Annotated in this window: 21 protein-coding genes; 17 read left to right on the forward strand and 4 right to left on the reverse strand. The window is 66.4% G+C overall.

Annotation, left to right across the window (positions count from 1 at the left end; genetic code table 11):
- Positions 1-85: 85 nt before the first annotated feature.
- On the reverse strand, positions 86-1,975 hold the full coding sequence (gene parE / locus AC5P66_RS02950; RefSeq protein ID WP_049416636.1) for a DNA topoisomerase IV subunit B: 1,890 nt from the start codon (positions 1,973-1,975) through the stop codon (positions 86-88).
- Positions 1,976-2,146: 171 nt separating this feature from the next.
- Between parE and AC5P66_RS02955 the strand changes: the two genes are divergently transcribed.
- The 10 genes from AC5P66_RS02955 (at position 2,147) to truD (ending at position 9,876) form a co-directional block, all read left to right on the forward strand.
- On the forward strand, positions 2,147-2,380 hold the full coding sequence (locus AC5P66_RS02955) for a hypothetical protein (protein ID WP_049435736.1): 234 nt from the start codon (positions 2,147-2,149) through the stop codon (positions 2,378-2,380).
- A 400-nt stretch (positions 2,381-2,780) separates the two neighbouring features.
- The gene (gene pyrG / locus AC5P66_RS02960) at positions 2,781-4,445 is read left to right on the forward strand and encodes a CTP synthase (RefSeq protein ID WP_049412802.1); all 1,665 of its coding nucleotides are present in this window, start codon (positions 2,781-2,783) and stop codon (positions 4,443-4,445) included.
- Positions 4,446-4,534: 89 nt separating this feature from the next.
- Complete coding sequence (kdsA, locus tag AC5P66_RS02965) at positions 4,535-5,365, forward strand: 3-deoxy-8-phosphooctulonate synthase (protein WP_049412800.1); 831 nt, start codon at positions 4,535-4,537, stop codon at positions 5,363-5,365.
- A complete protein-coding gene (locus tag AC5P66_RS02970; RefSeq protein ID WP_049439840.1) occupies positions 5,362-5,709 on the forward strand; it encodes a hypothetical protein in 348 nt (115 codons plus the stop codon). Before kdsA ends, AC5P66_RS02970 begins: the two co-directional genes overlap by 4 nt.
- Entirely contained in the window at positions 5,709-6,002 is a 294-nt protein-coding gene (locus AC5P66_RS02975; RefSeq protein ID WP_181452416.1) for a hypothetical protein, read from the forward strand. Before AC5P66_RS02970 ends, AC5P66_RS02975 begins: the two co-directional genes overlap by 1 nt.
- Positions 5,971-7,263, forward strand: coding sequence for a phosphopyruvate hydratase (eno, locus tag AC5P66_RS02980; RefSeq protein WP_049464694.1), 1,293 nt, complete (start codon positions 5,971-5,973; stop codon positions 7,261-7,263). Before AC5P66_RS02975 ends, eno begins: the two co-directional genes overlap by 32 nt.
- Before the next feature lie 4 nt (positions 7,264-7,267).
- Positions 7,268-7,621: a cell division protein FtsB gene (gene ftsB / locus AC5P66_RS02985; protein WP_005412924.1), complete on the forward strand. Its 354-nt coding sequence runs from the start codon at positions 7,268-7,270 to the stop codon at positions 7,619-7,621.
- Positions 7,618-8,316 carry a 2-C-methyl-D-erythritol 4-phosphate cytidylyltransferase gene (ispD, locus tag AC5P66_RS02990; protein ID WP_005409004.1) on the forward strand — a complete coding sequence of 233 codons (699 nt, stop codon included), beginning with the start codon at positions 7,618-7,620 and terminating at the stop codon, positions 8,314-8,316. Before ftsB ends, ispD begins: the two co-directional genes overlap by 4 nt.
- Positions 8,317-8,350: 34 nt before the next feature.
- Positions 8,351-8,848, forward strand: coding sequence for a 2-C-methyl-D-erythritol 2,4-cyclodiphosphate synthase (gene ispF / locus AC5P66_RS02995; protein WP_005409005.1), 498 nt, complete (start codon positions 8,351-8,353; stop codon positions 8,846-8,848).
- A complete protein-coding gene (gene truD / locus AC5P66_RS03000) occupies positions 8,845-9,876 on the forward strand; it encodes a tRNA pseudouridine(13) synthase TruD (protein ID WP_111097233.1) in 1,032 nt (343 codons plus the stop codon). The genes ispF and truD overlap by 4 nt, the downstream gene beginning before the upstream one ends.
- A 69-nt stretch (positions 9,877-9,945) precedes the next feature.
- Here truD and AC5P66_RS03005 read toward each other — a convergent pair whose 3' ends face one another.
- On the reverse strand, positions 9,946-10,485 hold the full coding sequence (locus AC5P66_RS03005) for a Smr/MutS family protein (RefSeq protein ID WP_099495004.1): 540 nt from the start codon (positions 10,483-10,485) through the stop codon (positions 9,946-9,948).
- Between the two features lie 209 nt (positions 10,486-10,694).
- Here AC5P66_RS03005 and surE point away from each other — a divergent pair, with 209 nt between their 5' ends.
- From surE to AC5P66_RS03025, 4 genes are read left to right on the forward strand one after another with little or no spacing between them, the layout of a single operon-like run.
- On the forward strand, positions 10,695-11,474 hold the full coding sequence (gene surE, locus AC5P66_RS03010) for a 5'/3'-nucleotidase SurE (protein ID WP_049412791.1): 780 nt from the start codon (positions 10,695-10,697) through the stop codon (positions 11,472-11,474).
- Positions 11,471-12,148, forward strand: a complete 678-nt coding sequence (locus AC5P66_RS03015) for a protein-L-isoaspartate(D-aspartate) O-methyltransferase (RefSeq protein ID WP_049412789.1) — start codon at positions 11,471-11,473, stop codon at positions 12,146-12,148. The genes surE and AC5P66_RS03015 overlap by 4 nt, the downstream gene beginning before the upstream one ends.
- Before the next feature lie 18 nt (positions 12,149-12,166).
- Complete coding sequence (locus tag AC5P66_RS03020; RefSeq protein WP_005416033.1) at positions 12,167-12,781, forward strand: YqaA family protein; 615 nt, start codon at positions 12,167-12,169, stop codon at positions 12,779-12,781.
- The gene (locus AC5P66_RS03025) at positions 12,778-13,560 is read left to right on the forward strand and encodes a peptidoglycan DD-metalloendopeptidase family protein (RefSeq protein WP_049412787.1); all 783 of its coding nucleotides are present in this window, start codon (positions 12,778-12,780) and stop codon (positions 13,558-13,560) included. Before AC5P66_RS03020 ends, AC5P66_RS03025 begins: the two co-directional genes overlap by 4 nt.
- Positions 13,561-13,728: 168 nt before the next feature.
- On the opposite strand, the gene AC5P66_RS03030 is transcribed toward AC5P66_RS03025, so the two are convergent.
- Both AC5P66_RS03030 and yhbY read right to left on the reverse strand, forming a co-directional pair.
- Positions 13,729-14,103, reverse strand: coding sequence for an Mth938-like domain-containing protein (locus AC5P66_RS03030; RefSeq protein ID WP_049412784.1), 375 nt, complete (start codon positions 14,101-14,103; stop codon positions 13,729-13,731).
- A gap of 13 nt (positions 14,104-14,116) precedes the next feature.
- The gene (yhbY, locus tag AC5P66_RS03035) at positions 14,117-14,422 is read right to left on the reverse strand and encodes a ribosome assembly RNA-binding protein YhbY (RefSeq protein WP_005416037.1); all 306 of its coding nucleotides are present in this window, start codon (positions 14,420-14,422) and stop codon (positions 14,117-14,119) included.
- A gap of 65 nt (positions 14,423-14,487) precedes the next feature.
- On the opposite strand from yhbY, the gene rlmE reads away from it, so the two are divergent.
- The 3 genes from rlmE (at position 14,488) to AC5P66_RS03050 (ending at position 17,412) form a co-directional block, all read left to right on the forward strand.
- Entirely contained in the window at positions 14,488-15,120 is a 633-nt protein-coding gene (rlmE, locus tag AC5P66_RS03040) for a 23S rRNA (uridine(2552)-2'-O)-methyltransferase RlmE (protein ID WP_005409014.1), read from the forward strand.
- Between the two features lie 69 nt (positions 15,121-15,189).
- Entirely contained in the window at positions 15,190-17,124 is a 1,935-nt protein-coding gene (gene ftsH, locus AC5P66_RS03045) for an ATP-dependent zinc metalloprotease FtsH (protein WP_005416038.1), read from the forward strand.
- Between the two features lie 102 nt (positions 17,125-17,226).
- Complete coding sequence (locus AC5P66_RS03050) at positions 17,227-17,412, forward strand: hypothetical protein (RefSeq protein WP_049412782.1); 186 nt, start codon at positions 17,227-17,229, stop codon at positions 17,410-17,412.
- Positions 17,413-17,834 lie beyond the last annotated feature (422 nt).

The following is a 17,834-nucleotide window of genomic DNA, read 5'->3' on the forward strand; positions in this document are numbered from 1 at the left end:
CGGGTTTGCCGATGGGGGCGGAATGCCCGGGGCGGATGGGTCGGATCCCTTTCCCGGCGGGAAACGGATCCGACCCTGCGAGGGATCAGACTTCCAGCGAAGCCAGGTCGCCCTTCGACTCCAGCCAGCCCTTGCGGTCGGACGCGCGCTTCTTGGCCAGCAGCATGTCCATCAGCGAGCGGGTCTGCTCGCCATCGTCCACGGTCAGCTGGACCAGGCGGCGCGTATCCGGGTGGATGGTCGACTCGCGCAGCTGCGGCGGGTTCATCTCGCCCAGGCCCTTGAAGCGGGTGACGTTGATGGCGCCCTTGATCTTCTCGCGCTCGATCTTGTCCAGCATCGAGCGCTTTTCTTCCTCGTCCAGGGCATAGAACACCTGCTTGCCCACGTCGATGCGGAACAGCGGCGGCATCGCCACGAACACATGGCCGGCATCGACCAGTGCCGGGAAGTGCTTCAGGAACAACGCGGTCAGCAGCGTTGCGATGTGCAGGCCGTCGGAGTCGGCGTCGGCCAGGATGATCACCTTGCCGTAGCGCAGGCCGCTGATGTCGTCCTTGCCGGGATCGCAGCCGATGGCGATGGCCAGGTTGTGTACTTCCTCCGAGGCCAGCACGCTGTTGGACGAGACTTCCCAGGTGTTCAGGATCTTGCCGCGCAGCGGCATGATCGCCTGGAAATCCTTGTCGCGGGCCTGCTTGGCGCTGCCGCCTGCCGAATCACCTTCCACCAGGAACAGCTCGGTACGCGACAGATCCTGGCTGATGCAGTCGGCCAGCTTGCCGGGCAGGGCCGGGCCCTGGGTGACCTTCTTGCGGACGACCAGCTTTTCGGTCTTCAGGCGCGCGCTGGCGCGCTCGATGGCGATCTGCGCGATCTTCTCGCCCAGCTCCACGTTCTGGTTGAGCAGCAGGCTGAAGGCATCATGGGCGGCGCCTTCGATGAAGCCGGCGGCCTGGCGGGAGGACAGGCGTTCCTTGGTCTGGCCGCTGAACTGCGGGTCGGTCATCTTCAGCGACAGCACGAACGACACGCGGTCCCACACGTCTTCCGGGGCCAGCTTGACGCCACGCGGCAGCAGGTTGCGGAAGTCGCAGAACTCGCGCAGCGCCTCGGTCAGGCCGGTACGCAGGCCGTTGACGTGGGTGCCGTGCTGGGCGGTGGGGATCAGGTTGACATAGCTTTCCTGCACCAGCTCGCCTTCCGGCAGCCAGGCCACGGCCCAGTCCACGATCTCGGTGTCTTTCTTCAGGCTGCCGACGAACAGCTCGGCCGGCAGCATCTCGCGATCGCCCAGCTCCAGCTTCAGGTAATCGCGCAGGCCGTCCTCGTAGTACCAGGTATCGACTTCACCGGTGGCTTCATCGGTCAGCTTCACGGTCAGGCCCGGGCACAGCACTGCCTTGGCGCGCAGCAGGTGCTTCAGCGCGCGCACCGCGAATTTCGGCGTATCGAAGTACTTCGGGTCCGGCCAGAAGCGCACGCGGGTACCGGTGTTCTTCTTGCCGACGCTGCCGACCACTTCCAGCGGCGTGGCACGGTCGCCGTTGCGGAAGGTGATCCGGTGTTCGGCACCGTCGCGCTTGATGTGCACCTCCACCAGGGTCGACAGCGCATTGACCACGCTGACGCCGACGCCGTGCAGGCCGCCGGAGAAGGTGTAGTTGTTGTTGCTGAACTTGCCGCCTGCGTGCAGCCGCGTGAGGATCAGCTCGACGCCCGGGATCTTCTCCTCCGGATGAATGTCCACTGGCATGCCGCGGCCGTCATCGCTGACCTCCACGCTGCCGTCCTTGTACAGGGTGATCTCGATCGAACGGGCGTGGCCGGCGAGGGCCTCGTCCACCGAGTTGTCGATCACTTCCTGCGCCAGGTGATTCGGGCGCGCGGTGTCGGTATACATGCCGGGACGGCGCTTGACCGGGTCAAGGCCGGACAGGACTTCAATATCGGCGGCGTTATAGCGGGCGTTCATCTGTCTTCGAAAGCTTGGAGCGACGGGCAAGTGTGGGGTCTGGCACGGGATTTTGCACGCCTGCGGTTCAGTCTCGGCGACGCAGAGGGGGTAAAATGGCAGCCGCTGGAATCTGAACGCCGGCGGCCCCGTTGGGTCTGAACGTCCAAGCCATACCGCGAGGAGGACCTCATGAAGAAGTTGCTGACCATTGCGATCCTGGCCGCTGCCGCCGTTGCAGTACCGCTGGTGGTGGCGCAGAACGCCGGCCAGCCGGCCCCGCAGCAGGGTGACCAGGCCGACAAGGCGCAGGCCGAGGCCGATGCCAAGGCCAAGCGTCGGGCCCAGGCCAATGCCCAGATGAAGGCGCAGGGCCAGCCGGCCCCGCAGCAGGAAGAGGAAGAGGAAGCGCGCAAGAAGCGCTGATCCCGCAGCCTGCCAGGCGCCCTTGCGACAAGGGTTGCGCTCCGGAACGCCCCGCTCAGCGGGGCGTTTCTTTTTAGGAACGTGGCGTCTGCCCCTTGGGTTGGCGGCCATCAATCTGTAAACTATGGCTTTCCGGGAGTAAGTGCGTGTCCACCCTTTGCGAATGGGCTGGAGCGGCCAAGCGTGGCTTCCAGCATGGCGGGTCGCAGGTGACGGTCGATTTGACCGGCACGGTCGCCCCGACCTCGCACGATGGTTCCCGTCCGGCGCCTGCTGCCGCACGGATCCGCACCTCCCTCGCTGCCACAGCGAACCGGAAAACCCCCTCTGAGCACCATGCCCGCCCTCCGGGTGCGCGTGGTGCTGCCGTTTTCCATTTCCAGACAGGATGCTTGCAGCCATGACTCCCTTGATTTTCGTAACCGGCGGCGTGGTGTCCTCGCTCGGCAAAGGCATTGCCGCTGCGTCGCTGGCCGCCATTCTCGAAGCCCGTGGCCTGAAGGTCACGATGATGAAGCTCGATCCGTACATCAACGTCGATCCGGGCACCATGAGCCCGTTCCAGCACGGTGAGGTCTATGTCACCGACGACGGCGCGGAGACCGACCTCGACCTGGGCCACTACGAGCGCTTCGTGCGCACCCGCCTCAGCCGCAAGAACTCGGTCACCACCGGCCGCATCTACGAGAACGTGATCCGCAAGGAGCGCCGCGGCGACTACCTGGGCGCGACCGTGCAGGTCATTCCGCACATCACCGACGAGATCCGTCGCTGCATCGACGAAGCCACCGAAGGCTACGACGTGGCACTGGTCGAGATCGGCGGCACCGTCGGCGACATCGAGTCGCTGCCGTTCCTGGAGGCGATCCGCCAGGTGCGCACCGAACGTGGCCCGGAGAAGGCGCTGTTCATGCACCTCACCCTGGTGCCGTACATCGGCGCCGCCGGTGAGCTGAAGACCAAGCCGACCCAGCACTCGGTGAAGGAGCTGCGCTCGATCGGCATCCAGCCGGACGTGCTGCTGTGCCGCTCCGAGCAGGCGGTGCCGGATTCGGAGCGCCGCAAGATCGCCCAGTTCACCAACGTCTCCGAGCGCGCGGTGATCAGCGTGCCGGACGTCGACGTGCTGTACCGCATTCCGTCGGGCCTGCATGCACAGGGCCTGGACGAAATCGTGGTCAACCAGCTGAAGCTGGCCGACAAGGCCGGTCCGGTCGATCTTTCGATGTGGGAAGACGCGGTCGACGCGACCCTGCACCCGCTGGATGAAGTGACCATCGCCGTGGTCGGCAAGTACGTCGATCACCAGGATGCCTACAAGTCGGTCGGCGAAGCACTGAAGCACGGCGGCCTGCGCCAGCGCACCAAGGTCAACCTGAAGTGGCTGGAAGCACAGGACCTGGAAGGCACCGACATGGCTGCACTGGCCGATGTCGACGGCATCCTGGTACCGGGTGGCTTCGGTGACCGCGGCTTTGAAGGCAAGGTGCTGACCTCGAAGTTCGCCCGCGAGCAGCAGGTGCCGTACTTCGGCATCTGCTACGGCATGCAGGCGGCAGTGGTCGATTACGCGCGCAACGTGGTCGGCCTGGAAGGTGCCAACAGCACCGAGAACGATCGCCAGTCGCCGAACCCGGTGATCGGCCTGATCACCGAATGGCGCACCGCCAGCGGTGATGTCGAGAAGCGTGACGACAAGAGCGACCTCGGCGGCACCATGCGCCTGGGCCTGCAGGAGCAGCGCCTGAAGCCGGGCACGCTGGCCCGCGAGCTGTACGGCAAGGACGTGGTCGCCGAGCGCCACCGCCACCGCTACGAGTTCAACAACCGCTACCGCACCCAGCTGGAAGATGCGGGCCTGGTGATCGCCGGCAAGTCGATGGACGACACCCTGGTGGAAGTGGTCGAGCTGCCGCGCGATGCCCACCCGTGGTTCCTGGCCTGCCAGGCGCACCCGGAATTCCTGTCCACCCCGCGCGACGGCCATCCGCTGTTCATCGGTTTCATCCGTGCCGCGCGCGAGCGCAAGGCCGGTGGCAAGCTGCTGCAGGAAGCCCGCGCCTGACTTGTGATGGGGGCCGCCGGCCCCCATCTTGCACGCTTCAACCCCCAGCGCACCGGCCCGGCCGGTGCCGCGGACAACAAGGAAACGCCATGAAACTGTGTGGATTCGAGGTCGGGCTGGACCAGCCCCTGTTCCTGATCGCCGGCCCCTGCGTGATCGAGTCGATGCAGCTGCAGCTCGATACCGCCGGCAAGCTGAAGGAGATCACCGACAAGCTCGGCGTCAACTTCATCTTCAAGTCCAGCTTCGACAAGGCCAACCGCACCTCGGGTACCGCCTTCCGCGGCCCGGGCATGGAAGAGGGCCTGAAGGTCCTGGCCGAGGTCAGGAAGCAGATCGGCGTGCCGGTGCTGACCGACGTCCACGAGTACACCCCGATGGACGAAGTGGCCTCGGTGGTGGATGTGCTGCAGACCCCGGCGTTCCTGGTCCGCCAGACCGACTTCATCCGCAAGGTGTGCTCGGCCGGCAAGCCGGTCAACATCAAGAAGGGCCAGTTCCTGGCGCCGTGGGACATGAAGCCGGTCGTGGAGAAGGCCAAGGCCACCGGCAACGAGCAGATCATGGTCTGCGAGCGCGGTGCCAGCTTCGGCTACAACAACCTGGTCAGCGACATGCGCTCGCTGGCGGTGATGCGCGAGACCGGTTGCCCGGTGGTGTTCGACGCCACCCACTCGGTGCAGTTGCCGGGCGGGCAGGGCACCAGCTCCGGCGGCCAGCGCGAGCACGTGCCGGTGCTGGCCCGTGCCGCGGTGGCGGTGGGCATCTCCGGCCTGTTCGCCGAGACCCATCCGGATCCGTCAAAGGCCCTGTCCGATGGTCCCAATGCGTGGCCGCTGGACCAGATGGAGGCCCTGCTCGAGACTCTGATGGAACTCGACGCGGTGACCAAGAAGCACGGCTTTTCGCGCTTCGCGTGAGTCGTGACCCGTGGGTGGCGCTGGAAACCCAGCGTCACCGCCGGCACTGGAGACAATGGCCGTGGGGCCTGATCGCGCTGGGGCTGTCCGTGGTGTTCACCGCGGGCATGTTCGGGCTGGTGCTGATCGGTGCTGCGTCGGTGCGGCCACCGGGTGATGGCAGCAGCGCGCTCGATCTTCGGGCGTATTTCATTGCGCTTGTGGTCGGAGAGCTGCTGGCCAGTGCAGGATGCGTCGCTTCGGCTGTGCTGGCCTGGCGATTGAACCGTGGCAAGGTGCCGGCAGGGCTGGCGATCATCCTGCTTTCTCTGTGGATCGGCACCCTGTTCTACGGATGGCTTTGATGAATGCGACCCCATCGGCGCGCGGCTGGCCCTGGGGCCTGATCGCGCTGGCGCTGTCCGCGTTGACCTGGATGGCCCTGGTGGTGGGCGTGCTGGCCTTCACCGCCGGCTCTGGTGATGCTGGTCTCGCTGGTCCTTATCGTGATCGGGTCCAGCTGGGGCTGATGCTGGCCACGCCATTTGGCAAGTGGCGGGCAGCCGGGGATAATCACGCGGCATTCGTTTTGTCGCCCCCTCTCCAGACAGGTAACCGGCCCGACCATGAGTACGATCCGCAGCATCCACGCCCGTGAAATCCTCGACAGCCGTGGCAACCCCACGCTGGAAGCCGAAGTCATCCTGGAGGACGGTTCGTTCGGTCGCGCCGCGGTTCCCTCCGGTGCCTCGACCGGCACCAAGGAAGCGGTCGAGCTGCGTGACGGCGACAAGACCCGTTACCTGGGCAAGGGCGTGCGCAAGGCCGTCGACAACGTCAACACCACGATTGCCGCCGCGCTGAAGGGCTTCGAGGCCACCGACCAGGCCGGCCTCGACCGTCGCCTGATCGACCTTGACGGCACCGAGAACAAGGGCCGCCTGGGTGCCAACGCGCTGCTGGGTGTTTCGATGGCCGCTGCGCACGCCGCCGCCGCATCGAACAAGCAGGCGCTGTGGCAGTACCTGGCTGCCAAGACCGGCGTGGCGCCGTCGCTGCCGGTGCCGATGATGAACATCATCAATGGCGGCGCGCACGCCGACAACAACGTCGACTTCCAGGAGTTCATGGTGCTGCCGGTGGGCTTCACCTCGTTCTCCGAAGCACTGCGCGCTGGTACCGAAATCTTCCATTCGCTGAAGTCGGTGCTGAAGGGCCATGGCCTGAGCACGGCGGTGGGCGACGAAGGCGGCTTCGCGCCGGACTTCCGCAGCAACGTCGAAGCGCTGGATACCATCCTCGAAGCCATCGGCAAGGCTGGCTACACCGCCGGTGAGGACGTGCTGCTGGGCCTGGACGTGGCCTCCAGTGAGTTCTTCGAGAACGGCAAGTACAACCTGGTCGGCGAGAACAAGCGCCTGACCTCCGAGCAGTTCGTCGACTTCCTCGCCGACTGGGCCGCGCAGTACCCGATCATCACGATTGAAGACGGCCTGGCCGAGAACGACTGGGCGGGTTGGAAGCTGCTGACCGACCGCATCGGCAAGAAGGTGCAGCTGGTCGGCGACGACCTGTTCGTGACCAACCCGAAGATCTTCCAGGAAGGCATCGACTCGGGCACCGCCAACGCGATCCTGATCAAGGTCAACCAGATCGGCACCCTCAGCGAAACCCTGGAAGCGATCGCCATGGCCGACCGCGCCGGTTATGCCGCCGTGGTCTCGCACCGCTCGGGTGAAACCGAAGACACCACCATCGCCGATATCGCGGTGGCCACCACCGCCACCCAGATCAAGACCGGCTCGCTGTGCCGCAGCGATCGCGTGGCCAAGTACAACCAGCTGCTGCGCATCGAGGAAGCCCTCGGCGCCGGCGCGCGTTACGCCGGTCGTGACGCGTTCGTTTCGCTGAAGCGCTGAGCCGATGCGCGACTGGCGCTGGATGCTGCTGGTGCTGGCCCTGTTGCTGGGCTGGCTGCAGTATCGCTTCTGGTTCGGTCCGGGCAATTCGGGCGAAGTGATGATGCTCGAAGCCCAGGTCGCCAACCAGGAGCGGGACAATGAGGGTCTGCAGCAGCGCAACGATGCGCTCGCTGCCGAAGTGAAGGACCTCAAGGAAGGCCAGTCCGCCATCGAGGAGCGCGCACGCAGCGAGCTGGGCATGATCAAGCCCGGCGAGAAGTTCTATCGTGTGGTCGAGGATGCGCCGGTGCACCCGGCGCAGCCTGCGGCAGGTGTCAGTGCGCAGGTTGGCGACCACCCGGCGGACGTGCCATGAGTGCGGCCATCTGGGTCGTGGTTCCGGCTGCGGGCCGTGGCACCCGCTTCGGCGCGCCGTTGCCCAAGCAATACTTGCAGGCAGGGGGACAGATCCTGCTTGCCCATACCCTGGACGCGCTGCTGGCGCACCCGGCCGTGGCCGGGGCGATGGTGGTGATTGGCCAGGACGACGCCGACTGGCCCGGCTGGAACGAGTGGGCGGGCAAGCCGGTGCTGACCTGCATCGGTGGCGCGACCCGTGCCGCTTCGGTGCTGGCCGGGCTGCAGGCGCTGCCGGAGACGGTGCGCGCTGATGAGTTCGTACTGGTCCACGATGCCGCGCGGCCGAACCTGTCGCCGGCCGATCTCGGCCGCCTGCTTGAAGTCGGTCGTACCGATCCGGTCGGGGCGATCCTGGCCGCACCGGTGCGCGACACCCTCAAGCGCGCGGGCGACGACGGTGGCATCGATGGCACTGAACCGCGCGAGCGGCTGTGGCGTGCACTGACACCGCAGCTGTTCCGCCGCCACCAGCTCAGCCGCGCGCTGTCCGACGCCGCTGCCGCCGGGGTCGAAGTCACCGACGAGGCCATGGCCATGGAGCGCCAGGGCCAGCGCCCGCTGCTGGTGGAAGGCAGCGAGGACAACTTCAAGGTCACCACCCCGGCCGATCTGGACCGGTTCGAATTCGTACTTTCCCGCCGCGCCGGCTGACCGTCCGCGTGGCCCTGTTGCAAGGGTTGCATCCATGAGCACCGCACCGTTCCCGCCCGTCCGCATCGGCCAGGGCTACGACGTCCATGCCTTCGGCGAAGGCGATCACATCATGCTTGGCGGGGTGAACGTGCCGCACAGCTGCGGCGTGCTGGCGCACAGCGACGGCGACGTGATCCTGCACGCCTTGTGCGATGCGATGCTCGGGGCGCTGGCGCTGGGCGATATCGGCCAGCATTTCCCGCCGAGCGATGATCGCTGGAAGGGCGCCGACAGCAGCGATTTCGTGCGCCATTGCGACAGCCTGCTGCGCGAGCGTGGCTGGCGCGTTGGCAACACCGACATCACCGTGATCTGCGAGCGGCCGAAGGTTGGCCCGCATGCGCTGGCGATGCGTGAGCGCATTGGTGGGTTGCTGCAGCTGCCGCTGGACGCGGTCAGCGTCAAGGCCACCACCTCGGAGAAGCTGGGCTTCACCGGCCGCGGTGAAGGCATCGCCGCGCAGGCGGTCGTGTTGCTGGTGGCGGCATGATCCCGCTGCCGTTGGCATTTGGTGCGCCGCTGTTGACGGCGCGCATCCGCACCACGCCAGACGATTTCCAGGTGGATGAACTGCCGGCCTTCGAGGCCACCGGTGAAGGCGAGCACCTGTTGCTGCACATCCGCAAGCGTGGCGCCAACACCGTGCATGTGGCCAAGCTGCTGGCCAAGTGGGCGGGCCTGCCGGAAATGGCGGTGAGTTACGCCGGCATGAAAGACCGCCACGCGGTCACCACCCAGCGTTTCAGCGTGCACCTGCCCAAGCGCATTGCGCCGGACCTGGCCGAGCTGGCCAGTGACGAGATCGAAGTGCTCGAAGCGACCTGGCACAACCGCAAGCTGCAGCGTGGTGCACTGGCCGGCAACCGCTTCAGGCTGGTGCTGCGCGAGGTGCAGGGCGACGCTGCGGCGATCAGCGAGCGCCTGCAGCAGATCGCCGGGCGCGGCCTGCCGAACTGGTTTGGCGAGCAGCGCTTCGGCCGCGACGGCGGCAATGTGCCTGCGGCATTGGCGATGTTCGGTGGCCGCCGCATGCGCAAGGACCAGCGTTCGCTGCTGCTCTCTGCAGCCCGTTCGGCGCTGTTCAACCGCGTGCTGGCCGCGCGCGTGGAGCAGGGTAACTGGGATCAGCCACTGGACGGCGAGGTGTGGATGCTGGACGGCAGTCGCAGCGTGTTCGGCCCGGAGCCGTACACCGACGTGCTGGCCGAGCGCCTCGCGCGGTTCGACATCCATCCCAGCGCACCGCTGTGGGGTGAAGGCGAGCTGCGCAGCGCCGATGCGGCACGCGAGCTGGAACTGGCCGCGCTGGACGACGAGGAGTCGAAGGCGCTGCGCGCTGGCCTGGAAGACGCGCGCCTGAAGCAGGAGCGCCGCGCGTTGCGCCTGCGTCCCGCGCTGCTGCAGCACCAGTGGCTGGCCGACGACGTGCTGGAACTGTCGTTCGCGTTGCCGCCAGGCTGCTACGCCACCGCCGTGCTGCACGAACTCGGCCCCCTCGAAGACGCCTCGCAGGCCTGACAGAAAAAGGGGACGGAGGGAATTAAGTCGTTTGTGGCACAAACGACTTAATTCCCTCCGTCCCTTATTTCAGCGCCGTGCCAGCAGCACCAGTACCGCGCCGGTCCCGCCTTGGCCGGTCGGCGCCGAATGGAACGCCAGCACGTCGTTGCGCAGCCGCAGCAGGCGGTCAACCAGGTTCTTCAGCACCGGCGCGCCGCCGTCGGACTGCAGTCCCTTCCCATGGATGATGCGCACGCACCCATACTCATGGGCATGCGCTTCCAGCAGGAACTGGCGCAGCAGGGCTTCGGCCTGCGCGGCGGTGGCACCGTGCAGGTCCAGCTCGTCCTGTACCGAATACTGGCCGCGCTTGAGGCGCTGGAACAGGCGCGGTGGCAGGTTGTCGCGGCGATAGCTGGCCACGTCGCCCGCTTCCAGCGGCGTACTGTCGCGCAGCAGCCGCGCAAACTCGCCCGCGGCGTCGGCCTCGTCGCGTTCGGCCATGCGTGCGCGCGGCTTCGGCCGGGGCGCAGCAGGCGCCGGTTCGGCATCCTTGCGCAGCGGCGTCACTTCACCGATGGCCGCACGGAACAGTGCGGCGGGATCTTCGTCTTCAGGGGGCGACATGCGCACAGGGTAAACCGCCGGCGCGGGTCTGCCTATGACGGTTCGATGTCGGTCGTGACCGCCGGCAGGGTAGGACCGGCGGCTCGCATGCGGCACAATAGACGATGCCCTTGCAGGGTCGACGGCTTCCGCAGGGGAGTACGACGGTCCCGCCCACACTGCACGGTGACGGAATCGAATTCTTGGAAAATCAAGCGGTTAAATCGAAGATGCGAATCCTGGTCAGTAATGACGATGGTGTCGACGCCGCAGGCATCCGGATGCTTGCTTCGGTCCTGCGCGAGGCCGGACACGAAGTCACGGTGGTCGCGCCTGACCGCGATCGCTCCGGTGCCAGCAACTCGCTGACCCTGGACCTGCCGATCCGGCTCAAGCGCATCGACCATTACACCGTCTCGGTGGCTGGCACGCCGACCGACTGCGTGCACCTGGCGCTGACCGGCCTGCTTGAATTCGAGCCGGACATCGTCGTGTCAGGCATCAACAACGCCGCCAACCTCGGTGACGACGTGATCTATTCCGGCACTGTCTCGGCGGCAATGGAAGGTCGCTTCCTCGGCCTGCCGGCCGTGGCGGTCTCGCTGGTTACCCGCAACCACGATCCGAAGCACTTCGACACTGCCGCGCGGGCCGCGGTGGAGATCGTCGCCCGGCTCAAGGCCGATCCGCTGCCTGCCGACACCATCCTCAACGTCAACGTGCCGGATCTGCCGTGGAGCGAGGTCAAGGGCTTCGAGGTCACCCGCCTCGGCAACCGCCATCGTGCCGAAGGCTGCATCGCGCAGAAGGATCCGCGCGGCAACGACGTGTACTGGATCGGCCCGGCCGGCCGTGAGCAGGACTCCGGCCCGGGCACCGACTTCCACGCGGTGCGCACCGGCCACATCTCGATCACGCCGATCCAGGTGGACCTGACCCGCTACCAGGCGCTGGAGAAAGTGGCCAGCTGGGTGGGCGGCCTCAGCGCCGCGCTGGACCGGCCGGCATGAGTCCACGCCTGCGACTGCAGCCGGAAGCTGTCGGCATCGGCATGACCTCGCAGCGCGTGCGTGACCGTCTGGTCGATCGCCTGCGCGAAGCGGGCATCGTCGACGAGTCCACCTTGAACGCAATCCGGGTAGTGCCGCGGCATCTGTTCATCGATGAAGCACTGGCCTCGCGTGCCTATGAGGACACCGCGCTGCCGATCGGCCATGGCCAGACCATCTCGCAGCCCTGGGTGGTCGCCCGGATGACCGAGGCAGTGCTCCAGGTCGCGCCGAAGCGCGTGCTGGAAGTCGGCACCGGCTCGGGCTACCAGGCCGCCATCCTGGGCGCGCTGGGCCTGGAGGTCTACACCGTGGAGCGTATCGGTGACCTGTTGCGGCAGGCACGCAAGCGCTTCCGCGCACTGGGCATGAACATCCGCACCAAGCATGACGACGGTCGTGCCGGATGGGCCGAGCACGGTCCGTTCGATGCCATCGTGGTCACCGCTGCCGCGCCTGCACTGGTCGATGAACTGGTCGGGCAGCTGGCTGAAGGAGGGCGCCTGGTGGCGCCGGTGGGTGGCCCGGGCGGACAGTCGCTGGTGCAGCTGGACCGCAAGCCCGATGGCGGCATCGAACAGCGCGTGCTGGCGCCGGTCACGTTCGTGCCGCTGCTGTCTGGCATGCTCGACTAATCCACGGAGCAGGGTTGCATGAAGATTTTCGGGCCGCTGTACGAGCGGGCGATGAAGTGGGCAGCGCACGAACGCGCGCCGACCTACCTGACGGTATTGAGTTTCTTTGAAGCGATCATCTTCCCGGTGATGCCGGAAGTGATGCTGGCACCGATGTGCGTGGCCCAGCCCAAGCGTGGCTGGTGGTTCGCCACCCTCAGCCTGGCTGGCTCGATGGTCGGCGCGCTGGTTGGTTACGCGCTGGGTCATTACGCTTTCGAGGCGATCAAGCCGGTGTTCGAGGCGCTGGGCATGCTTCCGGCGATTGAGCAGGGCATCACCACCGTGCAGGCGAAGATGGCCGAATCGCCGTGGGCGGTGTTCACCTTCCTGGTGCTGGGCGGCTTCATGCCGATCCCGATGAAGGTCTTCACGTGGGCATCGGGTATCGTCGGCGTACCGATGCCGCAGTACCTGTTGAGCATGTTGATCGGTCGTGGCAAGCGCGTGTTCGTGCTGGCCGCGGTCATCCGTATCGGTGGTGCGCGTGCCGAAGCGGCGCTGCGTCGCTGGATTGAACCGCTGGGCTGGATCGCCACCGTGCTGGTGGTGGTGCTGATCGCCTGGCTTGTATGGAGGTCGAAGTTCGCATGAATCCTGATCGTCTGAGCAAGGGAGTGCGCATCGGCGCGCTGGCGTTGCTGGTTTCCACACTGGCCGCCTGCGGTACCGCCACCGTGGTCCGCCCGGGCGGCGGCAACGCCGGCGGCGTGGCCACGCCGAAGACCTCGGTACCCAAGCCCGGGCAGACCGTGGTGGTGCGCAAGGGCGACACCATCTATGCGCTGGCCCGCATCCATGACATCACCCCGGCCGACCTGATTGCCTGGAATCGTCTGGACAACCCGTCGACCATCTATCCCGGCCAGGTGATCCGCCTGTATCCGCAGGGGGCCACCAGCGGCCGTGCGCCGACCACGGTGGTCACCCCGCCGCGTTCGGCTGGCAGCAGTGGCGGCAGCACCGCGCCGGCCCCGGCGCCGGTCGGGCCGGTGAAGAGCAACATCGCCTGGCGCTGGCCGGCCGATGGCGCAATCGTCGGCCGCTACGTGGCCGGTGACGCGACCAAGCAGGGCGTGGACATCGCCGGCACCAGCGGCCAGCCGGTCAAGGCAACCGCCAACGGTGTGGTGGTGTACTCCGGTGCCGGCCTGGTCGGCTACGGCGAACTGATCATCATCAAGCACAGCGACCAGTGGCTGTCCGCCTATGGCCACAACCGCAAGCGCCTGGTCAATGAAGGGCAGAGCGTGAAGGCTGGCGAGCAGATCGCCGAAATGGGCCGCACCGGTGCGAACCGCGACATGGTCCACTTCGAGATTCGCTACAACGGCAAGCCGGTCGATCCGCAGCAGTACCTGCCGGCACGTTGACGCGGTTGGAACAGGGAGCGCCGGGCCATGCCTGGCGTTCCTGACCTGTAGAGCCGAGTCATGCTCGGCTGCTTTTCGCTGGCAAACGACGACGCCCGAGCATGGGCTCGGGCGCTGCAGAATATGTGTGATCCAGGGGAGCCCCGGGCCATGCCCGGCGGCGCCACCTCAGCCTTCCAGAATGAAAGCAGCCGCGACCTTGCGGCCTTCGCCGGCCAGGATGTTGAAGGTGCGTGCGGCCGCTGGATTGTTCATCACTTCCAGGCCGATGCCGCGTGACAGGCAGGCGGCCATCACCACCGCCGGCGGGAACACCTGACGTTCACCCGTGCCGAGCACGATCAGCGCCGGGTTCAGCGCCAGGATCGGCTCCAGGTCAGCCAGCTGCAGCGCAGCGGCGCTCACCACCGGCCATTGCGTGACCAGCTGGTCCGGGGTCAGGAAGAAACTGCTGCCCAGCGCCTGGTCATTCACCTTGGCCGAGCGGCCATCGGCGGCACGGAGGCTATAGGCGTAATCCGGCGGTTCGTGGTTCAGCTGCATGACGGTAGGGCGATCAGCCGCGCGGCAGCACGATCTGGCGCTGTTCCCTGCTCGGGCGGTACAGCACGGCGACGTGGCCGATACGCTGCACCAGCGCGCTTTCGGTGGCTTCGACGATCTCGCCGATCATCACGTCACGGGCGTCGCGATCCTCGGCAGCGACCTTCACCTTGACCAGTTCGTGGCGCTCCAGCACTTCGTTCAGCTCAGCGATGAAGGCCGGGGTCACACCCTTGCCGCCGGTCTGCAGCAGGGCCTTCAGGTCGTGGGCTTGGCCGCGCAGGAAACGGGTCTGGGAAGCGGTCAGGGCGATGGACATGCAGGAAAACACGGTTGAATGGGGCGATCAGGGTATCATGAGGACCCCATCAGCCCCTATTTTCAATGGCTACCCGCAGCAAAAGCAGCCAGCGCTGGCTCAAGGAACACTTCTCCGACCCCTTCGTGAAGAAGGCGCAGGCCGAAGGCATGCGCTCGCGCGCCGCCTACAAGCTCGAAGAGCTGCTGGAACGTGACCGGTTGCTGAAACCCCACATGGTAGTGGTCGACCTCGGCGCGGCGCCGGGTGGCTGGTCTCAGCAGGTTCGGAGACAGATCGGCGACACCGGCCGCGTGCTGGCCCTGGACATCCTGGACATGCCGCCACTGGCCGGCGTGGAGTTCCTTCATGGTGACTTCAGGGAAGAAGCCGTCCTATCGCAGTTTGAAGCCATGCTCGGGGATCAGCCGGTAGACCTTGTGCTGTCGGACATGGCCCCCAATAAGAGTGGTGTGGGCGCGGTCGACCAGCCGCGGATGATGCACCTGGCGGAGCTGGCCCTGGATTTTGCCGACAACCACCTGAAGACCGGTGGGGCGTTCCTGATCAAGCTGTTCCAGGGCGAGGGCTTTGACGACTACGTGCGCGACATGCGCCGCCGGTACGACAAGGTCTCCATCCGCAAGCCGGAAGCCTCGCGAAAGCGCTCTCCCGAGGTATATGCCTTGGGTCAGGGAAAACGCGCCCACATGAAGTAAGCTCGCAATGTACGCAAGTTCGACCCCCACGCAACGCCAGCACTGAGAGGAACACCGGAGCCAATGAGGATGAACGACTTGACCAAGAACCTCCTGCTATGGGTGGTCGTCGCCGTCGTGCTGATGGTGGTCTTCCAGAGCTTCTCGCCGAAGTCCTCCGGAGCCGGCGCGCAGGGTGCGTCGTACTCGCAGTTCCTGGACCAGGTGGACAGCGGCAACGTGCAGAAGGTCGCCTTCGGCGGCGACATGCGCGGCGGCACCAGCCAGCTGACCTACACCACCCGCGGCGGGCAGACATCCACCATCACCGCACCGTTCGATCGCGACCTGATCAACGTGCTGCGCACCAAGAACGTGGAGATCGTGCAGGAGGAGCCGTCCAGCGGCATCTCCCTGGGCGCGATCCTGATGAATTTCCTGCCGGTCATCCTGATCATCGGCTTCTGGTTGTTCATCATGCGCCAGATGCAGGGCGGTGGCGGCGGTGCCAAGGGCGCGATGTCCTTCGGCAAGTCGCGCGCCAAGCTGCAGGGCGAAGACCAGATCAAGGTCACCTTCGCCGACGTCGCCGGCTGCGACGAGGCCAAGGAAGAAGTGGGCGAGCTGGTCGACTTCCTGCGCGACCCGTCCAAGTTCACCAAGCTCGGTGGCAAGATTCCGCGCGGTGTGCTGATGGTGGGCCCGCCGGGTACCGGCAAGACGCTGCTGGCGAAGGCCATCGCCGGCGAAGCCAAGGTGCCGTTCTTCTCGATCTCCGGTTCGGACTTCGTGGAAATGTTCGTCGGCGTCGGCGCCAGTCGCGTGCGTGACATGTTCGAGCAGGCCAAGAAGCACGCCCCGTGCATCATCTTCATCGACGAAATCGACGCCGTCGGTCGCCACCGTGGCGCCGGCCTGGGCGGCGGTCATGACGAGCGCGAGCAGACCCTGAACCAGCTGCTGGTCGAAATGGATGGCTTCGAAGGTGGCGAAGGCGTGATCGTGATCGCCGCGACCAACCGCCCCGACGTGCTGGACCCTGCGCTGCTGCGTCCGGGCCGTTTCGACCGCCAGGTCGTGGTCGGCCTGCCGGACGTGAAGGGCCGCGAGCACATCCTGAAGGTCCACATGCGCAAGCTGCCGCTGGCTGACGACGTCGAGCCGATGGTGATCGCGCGGGGTACCCCGGGCTTCTCCGGTGCGGACCTGGCCAACCTCTGCAACGAGGCGGCCCTGTTCGCCGCGCGTGGCAACGAGAAGGAAGTCCGCATGGACCACTTCGACCGTGCCCGCGACAAGATCCTGATGGGTGCCGAGCGCCGCTCGATGGCCATGAGCGAAGAAGAGAAGACCCTGACCGCCTACCACGAAGCCGGCCACGCCATCGTCGGCCGCCTGGTGCCCGAGCACGACCCGGTCTACAAGGTCACGATCATCCCGCGCGGCCGTGCGCTGGGCGTGACGATGTACCTGCCGGAAGGCGACAAGTACTCGATGAACCGCGTGGCGATCAAGTCGCAGCTGTGCTCGCTGTACGGTGGCCGTGTGGCCGAGGAGCTGATCTTCGGTGCCGACAAGGTCACCACGGGCGCTTCCAACGACATCGAACGCGCCACCAAGATGGCCCGCAACATGGTCACCAAGTGGGGCCTGTCCGACCAGCTCGGCCCGATCGCCTATGGCGAAGAGGATGACGAGGTGTTCCTGGGCCGTTCGGTCACCCAGCACAAGAGCGTGTCCAACGACACCGCGCGTCGCATCGATGAGGAAGTGCGCAAGATCCTCGACGAAGCCTACGCGCGCACCACCGAGTTGATGACGGCCAACCTGGACAAGCTGCACGCGATGTCCCAGTTGCTGCTGCAGTACGAGACGATCGACGCGCCGCAGATCGACGCCATCATGGAAGGCCGCGATCCGCCGCCGCCGGCCGGCTGGAGCAAGTCGAACAAGGATGGCGGCAACGACAAGGGCGGCGACGCCCGCCCGCTGCCGCCGATCGCAGGCCCGGCCGAATCGCACTGACGGCCCGCTGCGCGTGACACCAGACGAGGCCGGGGCAACCCGGCTTCGTCGTTTCCGGGCTACCGGCCCATTCCGAAGAACCGATCTGACGCTGGAGCCCGCATGTCCGCCCCGAAGCCCGAACCGATTTCCCACACCGCCGAAATGGTCATCGCCACCGTGGTCGGCGTGGGTGTGGGCCTGGGAGCCGACAATCTGCTGCTGGGCTGCGTGGTGGGTATTGGTGTCGGCATCGTGCTGAGCATCGCCAGGACCCTGTACGTGGACCGCAGGCGCAGGCGCCGTTGAGGGGTATCGGCAGGGCTGTGCCCTGCACCCGTGGCAGTGCCGGCCGCTGGCCGGCAACCTCAGCAGCAACAGCAACAGCAACATTCCGTGGGGTGGCGGGGCGGTGTCGGAGTGCGGGGACGCCGCAAGTACGTCCCTGTAGGCTTGGCAGCCGCATCCATGCGGCTGACACCCCGCAGTCCGACACCGCCCCACCTCTGACAGATTCCGGCCGCTGTCGGTAGGTGTCGACCTTGGTCGGCACGGTGGATTCACGCCATGCGTGGATGAATCTCTGTCAGATATCGAAATCAATATGGGGTCAGATCCGTTTTCCTCCGGAAAACGGATCTGACCCCGATATTCGTTCCAACAGATCGCGGAAATCTGTCGAAGGCGGGGTGGGTCCGGTTGCGGGGGCGTGAGCCGCATGGATGCGGCGA

It is taken from the genome of Stenotrophomonas sp. YJH_SMC_122 (assembly GCF_059369535.1).